The following is a 14,886-nucleotide window of genomic DNA, read 5'->3' as shown; positions in this document are numbered from 1 at the left end:
GCTGCTCGTTCGGTTCGGGCTGAGCGCTGAGCAGCCCCGCTGGGGGCGGGGATAGCGAAGGGTCAGCCCGTGGACTCGTCAGCGGGATGCAGACCGGCAGATGCTGGCAGGCAGCAACGAGGACCTGCGGACCAGGCCTGGCGGCCTCGTCGGGGGAAGGGTTGGCGACGTCGTCATCGACGTTCCTCTCAGGCTCTTCTTCGAGCCGATAGATCGGGGCGAGTCGGCTGGATCGTGTCCTGCGCGGCCTCTGATCGATCACTGTATCCGTTTTTGTTACCGTGAACAACAGCCAATGCCCACATTCTGGGCCCTGCCGGTCACCATGTCGACGATCACGAAGGGAGGCGTGACCAGATGGCGGGAGAACGGGGCCGACCAGCAAGCCGACCCCGCACTCTCGAGGCCTGTCAGCAGCGAGCTGCGGGGTAGGCCACAGTGACCGGTGTGCTCGCGCCTCCGGTGACCGCCGTCCCGACGAGTGTCCCCGCAGTGATCGCGGCCGCCCGCGTCGTGATCGCGAGTGAGGCTGTCTTCTGCGCGCCGACGCTCTGCGTCCGCTCGCCCCAGGGGGTCGCCCAGGTGACGACCGTGGCCGCTGCTTGGTTCTTGGTCACGATCGTGACGACGGCCTTCCCCGCGATGCACCTCGTCGTGGCCGTGGAGGTCACGGCCGAGGCCGCGGCGCGGACGACCACCGTGGCCGTGACGGTCCGATTGCTCGGAGCCACCTCCTGGTCCTTCGTCAACGACAGGTCCAGGGTGCCGTTGGCGCGGACGTTGACGCCCTTGAACCAGGTGTTCCGGTCGGAGTCGAAGAGGCCGCCGGCGTTCTGCGGGTCCGTCGCCAGGTGAGGATCTTCGTATGGACGGGCATGGTACGCGAGGACGAGATTGCCCGATTCGTCCTTCGCGAACGAGTTGTGCCCCGTACCGGCCTGCTGCCTCGTGTAGTAGCGGGTCTCGTCCGCCCCGAGACGGCCCGTCGAGGTGTCGTTGGTGTCCAGCACGGGGAAGCTGGTCTGCCTCCAGCTCGCCGGGTCTTGGAGATCTGCGTCGGCAGTCGTCGTCAGGAGGCCCAAGCTGTAGTACTTGTCGACCGTGCCGCCGGAGTAGGTGATCGAGATGGCATCTCCTTGCTGCACCATGAACGGGGCCTCGACGACCCCCTGGTCGCTTCCCTCGGACGTGTCACTGGGCGTCGGAGACCGCTTGCCGATCTCCCACGGCTGGGACTCGCCGTAGACGCGCCGGAGCTCGCCGTCGACGAGCGGGACGGTGCCCTTCGGCCCCGCCACGGCCTTCCCCACGAGGATCTGGCCGCCGGCGGGCATGATCCAGTAGCCCTGCTGCTTGCCTGCCTCCGTGCGCTCGAAGTAGCTGACATCGAATGCGGCGCCGTCGAGGACGACGGGCTCGCCCCACTTCGTCTGGTCCAGGAACCCGCCCGCCGCGATGGAGGCGTCCGTGCCCGTGTACGGGATCAGGACGGTGTTGTCGCACCACCCGCCGACGGGCGCGTAGCCCTTGTTCATGCCTGCGACGATCCACCACGTGCCGTTGATCTTGTGGAACTCCTGCGCCCAGATGTAGCCGCCCCAGCCGTAGAAGGTGTTCGGGTACTGCGCTTCCTTGCCGGGCGTGCCCTCGTCGGGGTCGATGACGATCTGCTCCGGGGCGTCCCGCAGCCCCGCGAGCGTCGTCGCTCGCTTGAGGCCGATCTTGCGGTAGCTCGAGCTCTCCTCGATCGGCCCCAGGGAGGACTGTCCGTAGTGCGACCCGGTGAGGTAGTAGTAGCCGTCGTCAGGATTGTGGAACACGTACGGATCGGCGCGCGCGTCGCTGACCATCTCCTCGGGGTCCTGCTGGAGCGTCCCCGAGACCTGGTAGCTGCCCGGCTTGGTGGTGTCCACGCCGGTGAGGTCGTCCTGCCAGTCCACGTTGAGGCTCTTCCTCGAGCCGTCGTTGTAGGTCAAGGCCGCCTGCTTCGGCAACGCGGCAGCGACGCCCTCGGCGCCGGCGCCCTGGGCGACGGAGGCGTCCATTGTCTCGACGCCCGTGTTCTGGAGGTCGACGTAGTTCTCGTAGAAGGCGTCGAACTCCGTCGTGGACAGCAGGTCGTCGCTCGCCTGGCTCTGTGCGGCCCACGACGGGAGCCCTGCCCCCTGTACGCCGAGCACTCGGACGTCCGCTTCGGACGTGACGCCGAGCGGGGTGCTGGTGGTCAGATCTGCGAGGATCGTCACTCGACCTCTGCCGGTGAGCAGGTCCGTCCAGAACACCTTGTACTTCTGGGCGGCAGGGTCGAACACGATGCGAGGGTCGGTCACGACAGATCCGGGAGCGATCTTCACGGACCGCTGCTGGGCGAACGTGCGGCCGTCAGGCGAGTTCCACACGTAGACGGAATCGGTCGCGTTGTTCTGGGAGGACACGGCCCCGAGAGCACCGTCGGCGAGGCGGAAGAGGCTCGGTGACCCCACCTGGGCGCTCGGCCTGGAAGCCTGGTCGCCGTCGTTGCCCACGTACAAGATCGCCTGTGAGCGGTTCAACGGCTCCCAGCTGCTGCTGCCGGTCGGCAGAGCCGCGGCGTACACCGCGTCGGCACGACGGTCGTCGTCGTAGGCCAAGGGATCGTCCTTCGTCCCCCCGGTGGTCGTCACCGTCTTGACGTAGGTGGCGATGCGCCCACCGGGAGACGCGATGCGGCTGTCCCAGCGGAAGGTCTGGGCGGTGCCCTCGACGGCGGCCGTGAGCGTCACGGCCACCGCTGCCGAGCCGAGACCTGCGGTGTCGATGGTCCCGTTCGGCCGCACTCTGCTCGCTCCGGCGCCGGTGGCTGTCCACGTGACCTGCTTGCCGAGGACCTGCGACGGCAGATCTCCGAGCACCGTGGCAGGGACTGCCAGGGCGGCACCCACGTCGGACGGCAAGGCGGCGACCTCTGCACCGAGTTCCGCCCCGGACAGCGCCCGGTCGTAGATGCGCAGGTTGTCGATGAGGCCGGAGAAGTACTCGCCTGAGCCCCAGTTCGCCTTGCCCACCTGCAGGACTCCGCCGGATGATCCGAGGATCTGGCTCAGAGGGATCCCGGAACCGTTCACGGCGACGGGCTCCTTGTCGACGAAGAGCCGCGTCGTCGTGTCGGTGACGACCAGGTCGACGTGCTTCCACTCCGGGTTCGGCGTGGTCGCCGCCAGGTTGCCGGCGGAGTTGCGTGCGGTGGCGTTGTCGTAACGCTCGACGGTGATGCCGGAGGTCCGGTCGAGCACTCCGAGATAGTGCTCCTGGGCGTACTCCTGGCGAGCGGCGGACCGAGCGGCGAAGACCGTCCAGCCAGCGTTCGCTGACGAGTCAGGCTTGCTGTCGTAGGAGATCGTGACGCTCGGCAGGCCCGCGAGGAGTGGCTTCCCGTCAGTGGCGGTCAGGTCCATCCACGACGTAGCGGAGAGCCGCGCGGCCGTCCCCTGCCCTGATCTGCCAGCCACCAGGTCGGTGGAGCCCTGGACGGCTGCACGGGTCGTGCGGTCGACGAACGCACCGTCGGCCGGAGCCGCGTCGAAGGTGAAGTCGGCGAGGAGGCTCTGCTCCGGGGACGCGGTCGCGTCCGCTGCCGACGCCGCGGGAACTGCGCAGGCCATCAGCAGGGCGGCGGTCGCGACGGCGGCGGTGACCGTGACGGGCACATGCGGGACCTTCGACACGGAGCGGGCTGGGCGGGGGGACGTCGACATCGACGGTTCCTCTCAGGATTCGTCTCTGAATCCAGTGCGGGCGGAGCGGGAGCGTCAGCGCGAGTGCGCCACACCAGCCGACCTGCGGGACGAGACATCCGCGTCGACACGCTGAACCTAATGCAGATTGTTCACGGTAACAAGGCGTGTTCTCGTGAAGTCGAGAGCGCCCGACAGCAGGTGCCTGCCGGGCTGCGCCGGTCATGGCGAACGGCTGCACTGCACACTCATGTGGTGTGCAGAGCAGCCGTTCGCCGGGAGTGAGACTGCGCTGCACCCCGAACCTGATCCATGTGCAGCGCAGCCGTTCTTGGGGAGCACGCGGACGATGCGCGCCTCAGGAGTCGCTCAGGTCTGTCTCCGTCTCGCCATCACGGCGCGCTGCAGGAGCACGAAGACCAGCAGGATCCCACCGGTGATGATGGTGGTCGCCTCGGGCGGGATGCCTCCGTCTCGCGTGATGAGGACGTTCATGAGTCCGAGCACGAGCGCACCCACGACGGATCCGAGCACGAAGCCGACGCCTCCGGTGAGGAGGGTGCCGCCGATCACCGTCGCGGCGATCGAGTCGAGCTCCCAGCCGATGCCCGTGATGTTCTGAGCGCTCCCGAGTCGGGCCGTGTAGATGACCGAAGCGAGCCCGGCGAGCGAGCCGCTGATGACGTAGACCGCGAGCTTGGTGCGGCGGACGGGGAGCCCCATGAGGGCGGCCGACTGCTCGGATCCACCGATCGCGTACACGGTGCGGCCGAGGCGTGTGCGGTGCAGGACGAAGAACGCGACGGCCACGACCACCAGGGCGATGAGGACGCCCGGCGTCGTGACGACGTCGTTCACCTTCGGGCCGTCGATCACCTTCATGTTCGTGGCGAGCGAGCGGATCGGCGACTCGTCGCCGAGACGTTCGGGCACCGTGCTGAGGATGGAGGCCAGACCTCTGCCGAGGAACATCATCGCGAGCGTCGCGATGAACGGCTGCACGTCGAAGAACTGGATCAACACGCCGGAGACGACGCCTGACGCGGTGCCGATGAGGATCATGAGGACCATCACTGCCCACGGGTTCCAGCCCGCGTTGGCGAGCAGGACGCCGGCGACGCTGCTGACGGCGACGATCGCGCCGACCGAGAGGTCGATGCCGCCCGTGAGGATCACGAACGTGAGCCCCACGGCGAGGACGATGACGTGTGCGTTGTTGATGAGCAGGTTCGAGAGGGTCGCGGCCTGCAGGATGCGGCCGTACGCGACTTCCCCGTAGGCCAGCATCGCGACCAGGATGACCAGGGCGGCGACGGTCGGCAGGGAGTCGAGACGGAGTCGCATGCGGCGCCGCGGTTCGAGGGGCCCTCGGCCGGGACCAGGTGCCGGCGTCGGGGTGAGGGGCGGGCGGATCGTTGTGGCGCTCATGCGGACACGGCCTCCTTCTCGGTGGGCACGGGTGTGGGCACCGGACGTCGGCGCCTCGTGAACAGGGCGCGAACGCGCCGGGACTGCAGGAGAACGATCGCGACGATCACGATCGCCTTGAAGGCAGGCGTGGCCGACGACGAGACGCCGAGGAACACGACGGTCTTGTCGAGGGTGGCGATCAGCAACGCCCCGACGGCCGCTCCGAGCAGATGGAACTTGCCGCCTGCCAGCGACGTGCCGCCGATCACGACGGCCAGGATGGCGTCGAGCTCCAGCTGGTAGCCCGTGCGGGAGACGTCGACCGTCATGACGCTCGACGTGGCGAAGATCCCCGCGACGCCGGCGAGCAGGCCACTGCCGATGTACGCGGTGAACAGGAGCGCGCGGCGGTCGAGCCCCGCGAGGCGCGCGGCCTTCGGGTCCATGCCGATCGCCTCGATCATGAGCCCCAGCGCACTGCGCCGCACGAGCGCAGCCACGCCGATCGTGATGACGACCGCGAGCAGGAACACGACCGGCAGCCCCACGAGGTAGCCGTTGGCGACCCATCGGAACGGCTCGTTGGTGGCGGCCGTGTTCTGGCCGCCCGTGATGACCTTCGCGAGGCCACGGCCTGCGAGCATGATCACGAGTGTGCTGATGAACGGCTGCAGCCCCACGACCGAGACGAGCATGCCGTTGACCGCCCCGAGGACGCCGGCGATCAGGAGCGCCAGGCCCATGGCGGCGAGCGCGACTCCGAGGGAGTCGGAGCCTGCTGCCTTCAGGAACTCCATGGAGACGGCACCCGCGACCACCATGATCGAGCCGACGCTGAGGTCGATGCCGCCGGTGGCGACGACGAGGCACATGCCGACCGCGATCATGAGCACGGGAGCCGCTGCACGGAGGATGTCGATGAGGTTGCCGACGAGGTTGCCCGTGGTGGGGTTGACCGACAGCGCGAGGTAGCCGGGGTCCTTCACCACGTTGATCGCGAGCAGGAGGACGATCGCGACCGTCCCCCAGACCCAGGGTCGGTGGAGCAGGTCTCCGAGGCCGTGCGCGCCCGGGCGCCTGGTCACGGTGGTGGTCGGGTCACTCATCGGGTTGCCTCCTCGGGCGTGGTGCGGGTGACGGTCGCGAGGGGCGTCTCGGAGACGCCCTCCTCGGCGATGGCGGCGACGATGGACTCAGCAGACACGTCTGGTCCCGCCTCGAGCTCGGCGATCTTGCGGTGGTCCTTGAGGACGACGATCCGGTCGCTGAGCCTGACGACCTCCTCGAGCTCCGAGGAGATGAACACGACGGCGACGCCGGTGTCGGCCAGGGCCGCGACCTGCTCCTGGATCTCGGCCTTGGCGCCCACGTCGATGCCGCGGGTGGGCTCGTCGAGGATCAGCAGCTCAGGCTCGGTCGCGAGCCACCGCCCGAGCAGCACCTTCTGCTGGTTGCCACCGGACAGGTTGCGGATCGGCCTGTCGGGATCCGCCGGACGGACGTTGAGCTCGGTGAGGTACTTGTTCACGATTCGGTCCTTCTCCTTCGCGGAGAGCGGGCGGGCCCAGCCGCGCTTCGCCTGGACGGCGAGCACGAGGTTCTCGCGGACGCTCAGGTCGCGGATGATCCCCTCGTCACGGCGGTTCTCACTGGAGAACGCGATGCGGTGCTTGAGCGCCTTCGCGGGAGAGGAGATGGCGACGGGGACGCCGTCCATGGTCACGGTCCCCGTGTCTGGTCGATCGACCCCGTAGAGGAGGCGCGCGAGCTCGGTGCGGCCGGAGCCGAGGAGCCCCGCGAGGCCCACGACCTCGCCTCGACGGAGAGCCACGTCGGTCGCGTCGAGCGAGCCCTTCCGGCCGATCCCGGTGGCTCGGTAGACGGGCTCGCCCTCGGCCACCTGTCGACTGGCCCGCTCCCGGTCGAGGGAGCGGAGGCTCTGGAGGTCCTTCCCGATCATCTCGGCGATGAGCCCGGCCCGGTCGATGTCCCGGGTGAGGTGCTCCCCGACGAGCTTGCCGTTCCGGAGCACGGTGAGGCGATCGCTGATCGCGAAGACCTGGTCGAGGAAGTGGGAGACGAAGAGGATGGCGACTCCCTCGTCGCGGAGCCGTCGCATCACTCGGAAGAGCCCCTCGACCTCGTCAGCGTCGAGGCTGGAGGTCGGTTCGTCGAGGATCAGCACCTTGGCGTCGACGACCGTGGCACGACTGATCGCGACGAGCTGCTGCAGAGCGAGGCTGAGGGAGGAGAGCGGGGTGCGCGGGTCGAGGTGACCCAGTCCCACACGGGCGAGGACCTCGGAGGCGGCGGCGTGCGTCCCCTTCCAGTCGATCCCGAACCGGCCGCGCCGCTCGTGGCCGAGCATGACGTTCTCGCCGATCGTGAGGTTGCTGCAGAGGTTGACCTCTTGGTAGACCGTGGAGATCCCGGCGGCCTGCGCGTCGGCGGTGCCGGAGAGACGACGTTCGACTCCGTCGACCACGACACGGCCGGAGTCGATGCCGTAGACGCCCGTGAGCGCCTTGATGAGCGTCGACTTCCCGGCGCCGTTCTCGCCCATGAGCGTGTGGACCTCGCCGGGGAAGAGACGGAGGTCGACCCCGTCGAGGGCCTTGACCCCGGGGAAGGCGATGGTGATGGCTTGCATCTCCACGATCGGACTGGATGCCTGCATGGCGTGTGCTCCTTGTCTGCCGCCTCTCCCGTCCGCTGCCGTGGCAGGGGCGGGAGAGGCGGGTGGCGGCGAGGCGGTCAGGTCCGCCTCGCCGCCGGGTGTGGCCGTGCGGGCTGGTCAGAACTTCCGGTCGGGCAGCGCCGTGGTGGCCGCCTCGGGCGAGTCGAACGTGGCCGACTGGACGACGATCGACGACTCGACGCTGTCACCGTCGAGCAGCTTCTGCACGGCCTCCAGGGCCGTGTCGCCGAACAGCGGGTTGTACTCGGCGACGAAGCTGAGCTTGCCGGCGGACAGCGCCTCGAGCGCGCTCTTCGTGCCGTCGATCGTGGCGATCTTCACGTCGACACCGGGAGTGAGGCCCGCTTCCTCGACGGCCTGGACGGCGCCGAGGCCCATCTCGTCGTTCTGTGCGAAGACGAGCTGCACGTCGTTGCCGTTCGACTTCAGCACGGTCTCGAAGACGCTCTTGGCCTCCTCCGTCGACCAGTTGGCGGTCTGCGCACCGATCTTCGTGAAGGAGCTGTCGGAACCGATCACGTCGTCCCAGCCCTCGTTGCGCTCGTTCACGACCGAGACGCCGGCAGGGCCCTCGAGCGTGAAGTACTTGCCGCCCTCGGGGAACGCGGTCTTGGCCCAGTCGGCGACCGACTCGCTGACGGCGATGTTGTCGGGGGCGATCCGGGTCGCGTAGAGCGAGGTGTCGTCCGGCTCGATGCCACGGTCGATGAGGACCACGGGGATCTCGGCCTCCTTCGCCCGCTCGAGCGAGTCCTCCCAGCCGGAGCCCTCGGTGGCCGAGAGCAGGATCACGTCGACGCCCTCGTCCACGAACGACGTGAAGGCGTCGATCTGCGACTTCTGGTCATTGTTGGTGGCGGGGGCGTACTTGAGGTCGAACCCGGCCTCCTTCGTGAACGTGTCCTGGATGTTCGATTCGTTGGCCTGACGCCAGGCGCCCTCGGGGCCGACCGCGACGAAGCCGATGGTGGCCAGATCGTCACCGCCGTCGGTCGAGCCGGTGCCGGAGCTGCAGGCCGCGAGGCTGAGGGCGATGGCCCCTGCGGCGGCGATGGTGGCGATGCGCCTCTTCGTGGACATGGATCTCCTCCTTGAGATGACGGGACGTCTGCGTACCGTCGTGGCCATGGGGGCCGGTCGTGCTGCGTGGGCTCGGGTGCTTCCGCTTGTCGGGAATGTTACCGGTAACAGTCTCGAGAAGACAAGAGCTCCGAGAAACATCTGGCCGACGGTGGACAGCGGCGTCAGCCCCAGCGGCGCTACGGCCTCAGCCGCGGGAGGGGTGCGTCGGGCCAGGCCGGAGGGAAGTCGTCCTCGTCGTCCTCGTCGTCCGGGGCGGCGATGAGCTCCACGAGCGTGTCGACCGTGACGCCGGGCCCGTTGCTCAGCTCGCCGATCTTCTCCCGGTCCTTGAGCACGACTATCCGGTCGCTCACACGCACGAGCTCGTCGAACGCGCTCGAGATGAACACGACGGCCACGCCCTCGAGCGCGAGCTGCGCGATGTGCGCCTGGATGTCGACCTTGGCGCCGATGTCGACGCCGCGGGTCGGCTCGTCGAGGATCAGCACGCGCGGCCGGATCGCCAGCCAGCGAGCGAGCAGCACCTTCTGCTGGTTGCCGCCCGAGAGCTCGCCGGCGGGCGTCGCCGGATCGGCCGGCGTGATGTCGAAGTGCTCGATGTGCCGCTCGACGAGGTCCTCGCGCTCGGCCCTGGAGAGCGGATGTGCCCACCCACGCAGAGCCTGCACGGCGAGGACGATGTTCTCCCGCACGCTGAGCTCGGTGATGAGTCCCTCCGCCCCTCGGTCCTCGGCGGACAGCGCCACCCGGTTCCGCAGTGCGTCCGCGGGGCGGTCGATCACGACGGCCCGACCGCCGAGCGTGACCACGCCACCGTCGGCTCGGTCGGCGCCGGCGAGCAGCCGCGCGAGCTCGGTCCGACCGGAGCCGCGAAGCCCCGCGATGCCCACGACCTCGCCCGCGTGCAGCTCGAAGTCCACCGGCCGCAACATCCCGCGGCGCCCGACACCGGTCGCCCGGTACAGCGGCGGGCCGACCGGATCCACACGATGGGCGCGACGCTCCGAGCCGATGCGCTGCAGGTGCGCGATGTCCTTCCCGATCATCCGCGCGACGAGCTCGGCCCGGCCGATCTCGTGCGGCAGGTAGTCACCCTTCTTCACGCCGCCGCGGAGGATGGTCATCCGGTCGCTGAGTGCCAGCACCTGCTCGAGGAAGTGCGAGACGAAGAGGATCGCGACGCCCTGGTCGCGGAGGCGGCGGATCACCTCGAAGAGCTGCGCCACGTCGCCCGCATCGAGGCTAGACGTGGGCTCGTCCAGCACCAGCACCCGTGGTCGGTCGACCATGGCGCGGGCGATGGAGACGAGTTGGCGGCTTGCGGGGGCGAGGTCGGCCAGGAGGGCTCGCGGGTCCAGCTCGGCGAGTCCGAGCTCGGCGAGCATCGTGGCGGCACGTGCGTGGGTGGCGCGCCAGGAGATGCCGACGCGACCGTGCACCTCGTGGCCGAGCATCACGTTCTCGCCGACGCTCAGGTTCTCGACCAGGTGCGTCTCCTGGAACGCCGCCTGGATGCCGAGGGCCCGTGCGTCCGCCGGACCGCCGAGACGGACGGGCTCGCCATCGACGAAGACTTCCCCTGCCTCGATCGGGTAGACGCCGAGCAGCGCCTTGATGAGCGTGGACTTCCCCGCTCCGTTCTCGCCCAGGAGAGCATGCACCTCGCCCGAGTGGAGGTCGAGGTCGACCCTGTCGAGTGCGACGCCGTTCGAGAACGCGACGGTGATCCCCCGCATCTGGACCGTGGGGTGGGCAGGTCCGTCTCGCCGCTCGCCGCGACCGGACCAGGTCGGGCCCGCGGCCTGGGGGCCGATCGGGCGCATCGTCGTCGATGCCCGTACGTGACGCACGTGGTGCTCCTCGGGTCGGAGGCCTCGACGGCCTCGTGCCGGGCGGTGCCCGACGTGCACGACTGTAGCTGTCGGGATGCACGCGGGCGAACGGCGACGAGCTTGATTACCTCAGATGGCCATGTCAGCCCATCTGGCGCGCAGCCGCGCTGGAGTCGCGCACGACGAGCTCGGCAGGGATCCGGCTGTTCTGCGGGATCTCGCGGCCCTCGATCGCTGCGATGAGGACGTCCACCACGAGCGACCCGAGCGCCGGGAAGTCCTGCCGCACGGTCGTGAGCGGCGGGAGGAAGTGGCGCGAGACGGGCAGGTCGTCGAAGCCGACGACGCTGAGGTCCTCCGGCACGCGGATGCCACGGTCGTGGAGGCCGTGGATCACCCCGAGCGCCATCTCGTCGTTCGCCACGAACACCGCTGTGTACTCGGGGACACCAGCGAGCCCGCGGGCGAAGTCGTAACCGAAGTCGCTCGACCAGTCGCCGATCACGATGGGTCTCTCGTGCATGCCCCAGGCCCGGGTCCGCGTGTGGAAGGCACGCTCGCGAGCGCGCGCGTCGAACCAGTCGAGGGGCCCGGAGAGGTGGAGGACGTCGCGGTGACCGAGCGACGCGAGGTGATCGACGGCCAGCTTCGTGCCCGCGGCCTGGTCGACCGAGACCGTGAGGAAGGCCGGGTCCTTCTCGGCCTTGACGACCAGGGTCGGCAGCCCCGTCGTGATGGTCCGGAGCACGGCCACGGACGACGAGCGCGGAGCGACCACGCAGAGCGCGTCGATGCCCTGGCCCGTGAGGTGGCGGACGGCCTCCTCGGGCGTCGCGGAGTCGTCGCGGAGCGCGAACGAGGCCACGGAGTACCCGCTGTCACGCGCTGATCGCTCGATGGCCCGAAGGATGCTCGAGGGGCCGAACTCGACGGCGCTCTCGATCAGCACGCCGATCCGGAGAGCCCGCTGCGTGACGAGCTCGCGCGCAGCGCTGTTGGGCCGGAAGTCGAGCTCGGCGACGACCTCGAGCACGCGTTGGCGCGTGGACTCCTTGACCTGCGGGTGACCGTTCAGCACGCGGGACACGGTCATGTGCGACACACCCGCACGCTCGGCCACCTCGCGAAGACCGAGACGCTCACCGCCGCCTCTGACGCTCACCCAGACTCCATCCTGCACGCTCTGCAACGCAGCTTGGCGTCATCTGCGCCGGCGTGGACGTCGTTCAATGGCGCTGGCCCAGTGTACTGGGGGCCTCGCTGACTCCGCCGAACGTCGTGCCTCGATGCCTCGCTGCCTCGCCAGTTCGATCTGCTGGCTGTCCGTGGCCAGCAGATCGGCGGACGTGCCGCGAGGGGCACCGCCGTCACAGGGCGTAGCGGACGGACATGATCGGACACACGACAGCGGCCACGGGGCGGACGGTGCCAAGGTCGCCGCATGGCGCTCATCTGTCTGGTCCTCTCCGGGGCCGCTCTCTTGGTCAACGGCCTCACTCTGCTCGGGCGCGTGCCCGGCCGGGACAGTGGCGTGTTCAACGTCCTGATCGGCGGTCTGCAGCTCGTCCTCTGCGTAGCCGTGGCCGTGTCGGCCGACGGTTCCCTGCCTGCCCTCTTCGGGATCTCGGGCACCTTCTTGTTCGGCGTCACCTACCTCTACGTCGGCGTGGACTCCCTCCTCGGCCTCGGCGCCGTGGGCCTGGGCTGGTTCTGCGGCCTGGTCGCCGCTCTCGCCGTCGCCTTCGCGGTCGTCCACGTCGCGGACGACCCTGTCCTCGCCGTGCTCTGGGCTGGATGGGCGGCGCTCTGGGCGCTGTTCTTCGTCCTGCTCGCCCTCGGCCGATCAGCGATCGGCACCTACACCGGGTGGGCCCTCGTCCTCGCGAGCCAGGTGACCACCACGGTCCCCGCGCTCCTCGGCCTCACCGGGCACTGGCCGACGGGCTCGATCGCCACGACGACTGCGCTCCTGGCGCTCGGCGGGGTGTTCGGCGGTGCCGCCCTGCCCACCCGCCGAGCCGCCACACGTCCCCAGCCGGAACACACGCCCGCCCCTGCCGCTGCCTGACCCAACAGAACGGAACCGAGACCCATGACCACGACGACCACCGCATCCGTCACCACCGCGGTACCCGCGGACGAGGCGCTGTCCGCGCGTTTCCGCCCTCTCTTCGACCGCATCGCTGCCGGCGCCGCGGAACGCGACCGTGAGCACCGCCTCCCCGTGGCCGAGATCCGCGAGCTCGCCGACGCGGGCTTCGGAGCCCTCCGTGTCCCCGTCGAGTTCGGGGGCTCCGGCGCCACCCTCCCCCAGCTGTTCCAGCTGCTCACCGAGCTCGCGGCGGCGGACAGCAACATCCCCCAGGCCCTGCGTGGCCACTTCGCCCTCGTCGAGGACCGCCTCGTCGCCCGGTCCGGGCCGCGCGAGGTCTGGCTCGAACGGTTCGGCCGCGGCGAGATCGCCGGGAACTCCTGGACCGAGGTGGGCACGGTGCAGGTCGGCGACGTCACGACGAAGGTCAGCCCCGACCCGGACGGCGGATTCCGCATCACCGGGCAGAAGTACTACTCCACCGGCAGCATCTTCGCCGACTGGATCGACACGTACGCCGAACGCACCGACACCGGCGACCGGGTCATCGCGATCGTCGACGCCCACCAGGACGGCGTCGCCCACACCGACGACTGGGACGGGTTCGGACAGCGGACGACGGGCTCGGGCACGAGCACCTTCCGCGACGCCCGTGTCGGCGCCGACGACGTCGTGCTGTTCGACGAGCGCTTCAAGTACCAGACGGCCTTCTACCAGGCCGTCCTGCTGAGCGTCCTCGCGGGCTCCGTCGTAGCTGCCGAGAGGGAGATCGCGGTCGAGGTCAGGAACCGCACCCGCGTGTTCTCGCACGGCAACGCCGACACCTTCGCCGCCGACCCGCAGATCCTGCAGGTCGTCGGCGAGGTCTCAGCCGCCGGCTTCGCCGCACAGGCGATCGTCGACCGCGCCGCGCAGGCCCTCCAAGGCGCCTACGAGGGAGCCTTCCTGGACGAGACCGAGGACGAGCGGAGGAACGACCGCGCCGAGCTCGCTACCGCGCAGGCGCAGGTCGCGCTGACGTCGCTCGCGACACAGGCGACCTCGCACCTGTTCGACGCGCTGGCGGCATCCGGCGTGAGCAGCACGAAGAACCTGGACCGGCACTGGCGCAACGCCCGGACCGCCGGCAGCCACAACCCGTGGGTGTTCAAGGCACGCATCGTCGGCGACCACGCCGTCAACGACGCCCAGCCGCCACGGGTCTGGGCCATCGGCGCGACCCGCCGCTGACCGGCCAACGCCTCCTTCCCGCGACCTGCCGCAGGCAGGCGCCCTCGACCGTCGAGCAAGGCCACGACGTTCCTCCCGGACGGACACCCGGACCGCCGTCCCGCCCTTCCGCCGACGCGCGAAGCGCCGTCGCCCCGTCTGTGCGACGCGCGAAGCGCCGTCGCCCCCGCCGGTGCGCGGAGCGCCACCGGCACGCCGCCGGCAGGCGGCCAGACGAGCACCGAGAACGAGAAAAGCCCCTGCCGTGTAGGGCAGGGGCTTTTCTTGATCTCGTGCGCCTGGAGGGACTCGAACCCCCAACCTTCTGATCCGTAGTCAGATGCTCTATCCGTTGAGCTACAGGCGCATTTCTCCGGCCGAACGGCCAGAGGAAACCATACACGAGCTCGGGCCCGCTCGCCAATCGAGGCGACCGGGCCCGGCTCGGGGCGGGCTACGGAGCGCGCGGCCCTTCGTCGTCGTCCTTGCGCTCGCCGAGCAGCCGGTCGACGTCGCCGGAGTCGACGGTGCCGCTGCGGTCCATCACGTCGCCGGTCGCGTCGCGGCCGTTGAGGTGGGCGGTGCCGCGCTCGGCGCCCTCGTCGGTCTCGACGTCGCCGTGGTTCTCGGTGCTGCCCGCGACGGGCACGCGGGTGCGGTCGCCGAACTCGGCGGTCTCGTCGGTGACGCCGCCCTGGTGCGGCTCGTTCGTGTTGGTGCTCGTCATGGCGTGCCTCCTGTGGCTCGGGTCATGTGAGGTCGAGTCTGCTCCCTCGACTGCGGCCCGTCTCAGACACGGGCTCGTCATGCACAAGAGGCATTGCGCAACACTTCTTGCGCATCTAAGGT

At 69.6% G+C, this 14,886-nt stretch carries 10 protein-coding genes and 1 tRNA gene; 2 read left to right on the top strand and 9 right to left on the bottom strand.

From position 1 onward, the window contains the following. Positions 1-410 precede the first annotated feature (410 nt). The 7 genes from IFT72_RS12480 to IFT72_RS12450 all read right to left on the bottom strand — a co-directional run bounded on the left by IFT72_RS12480 (position 411) and on the right by IFT72_RS12450 (position 11,856). Complete coding sequence (locus IFT72_RS12480) at positions 411-3,734, bottom strand: family 43 glycosylhydrolase (RefSeq protein ID WP_192046633.1); 3,324 nt, start codon at positions 3,732-3,734, stop codon at positions 411-413. A 348-nt stretch (positions 3,735-4,082) separates the two neighbouring features. Next, positions 4,083-5,141 (bottom strand): ABC transporter permease, encoded by a 1,059-nt coding sequence (locus IFT72_RS12475; RefSeq protein WP_082514155.1) that lies wholly within the window; start codon positions 5,139-5,141, stop codon positions 4,083-4,085. Beyond that, a complete protein-coding gene (locus IFT72_RS12470; protein WP_056052162.1) occupies positions 5,138-6,229 on the bottom strand; it encodes an ABC transporter permease in 1,092 nt (363 codons plus the stop codon). Before IFT72_RS12470 ends, IFT72_RS12475 begins: the two co-directional genes overlap by 4 nt. Beyond that, complete coding sequence (locus IFT72_RS12465; protein WP_056052157.1) at positions 6,226-7,800, bottom strand: sugar ABC transporter ATP-binding protein; 1,575 nt, start codon at positions 7,798-7,800, stop codon at positions 6,226-6,228. Before IFT72_RS12465 ends, IFT72_RS12470 begins: the two co-directional genes overlap by 4 nt. A gap of 117 nt (positions 7,801-7,917) precedes the next feature. Next, positions 7,918-8,901, bottom strand: coding sequence for an ABC transporter substrate-binding protein (locus IFT72_RS12460; RefSeq protein ID WP_056052154.1), 984 nt, complete (start codon positions 8,899-8,901; stop codon positions 7,918-7,920). A 179-nt stretch (positions 8,902-9,080) separates the two neighbouring features. After that, complete coding sequence (locus IFT72_RS12455; protein WP_244634509.1) at positions 9,081-10,640, bottom strand: sugar ABC transporter ATP-binding protein; 1,560 nt, start codon at positions 10,638-10,640, stop codon at positions 9,081-9,083. Between the two features lie 238 nt (positions 10,641-10,878). Next, positions 10,879-11,856 carry a LacI family DNA-binding transcriptional regulator gene (locus IFT72_RS12450; RefSeq protein WP_307803420.1) on the bottom strand — a complete coding sequence of 326 codons (978 nt, stop codon included), beginning with the start codon at positions 11,854-11,856 and terminating at the stop codon, positions 10,879-10,881. A 321-nt stretch (positions 11,857-12,177) separates the two neighbouring features. Between IFT72_RS12450 and IFT72_RS12445 the strand changes: the two genes are divergently transcribed. Further along, positions 12,178-12,804 carry an AmiS/UreI family transporter gene (locus IFT72_RS12445; RefSeq protein WP_192046631.1) on the top strand — a complete coding sequence of 209 codons (627 nt, stop codon included), beginning with the start codon at positions 12,178-12,180 and terminating at the stop codon, positions 12,802-12,804. Positions 12,805-12,828: 24 nt separating this feature from the next. Beyond that, positions 12,829-14,058, top strand: a complete 1,230-nt coding sequence (locus IFT72_RS12440) for an acyl-CoA dehydrogenase family protein (protein ID WP_056052145.1) — start codon at positions 12,829-12,831, stop codon at positions 14,056-14,058. Between the two features lie 273 nt (positions 14,059-14,331). Here the strand turns inward: IFT72_RS12440 and IFT72_RS12435 are convergent. Both IFT72_RS12435 and IFT72_RS12430 read right to left on the bottom strand, forming a co-directional pair. Further along, positions 14,332-14,404 (bottom strand) — tRNA-Arg (locus IFT72_RS12435). An 87-nt stretch (positions 14,405-14,491) separates the two neighbouring features. Continuing rightward, the gene (locus IFT72_RS12430) at positions 14,492-14,764 is read right to left on the bottom strand and encodes a hypothetical protein (RefSeq protein WP_056052142.1); all 273 of its coding nucleotides are present in this window, start codon (positions 14,762-14,764) and stop codon (positions 14,492-14,494) included. Positions 14,765-14,886 lie beyond the last annotated feature (122 nt).

The sequence above is a fragment of the Frigoribacterium sp. CFBP 8754 genome, assembly GCF_014841815.1.
In the GTDB taxonomy this organism is placed as follows: domain Bacteria; phylum Actinomycetota; class Actinomycetes; order Actinomycetales; family Microbacteriaceae; genus Frigoribacterium; species Frigoribacterium endophyticum.
This window is presented reverse-complemented; position numbering and strand designations above follow the sequence as displayed.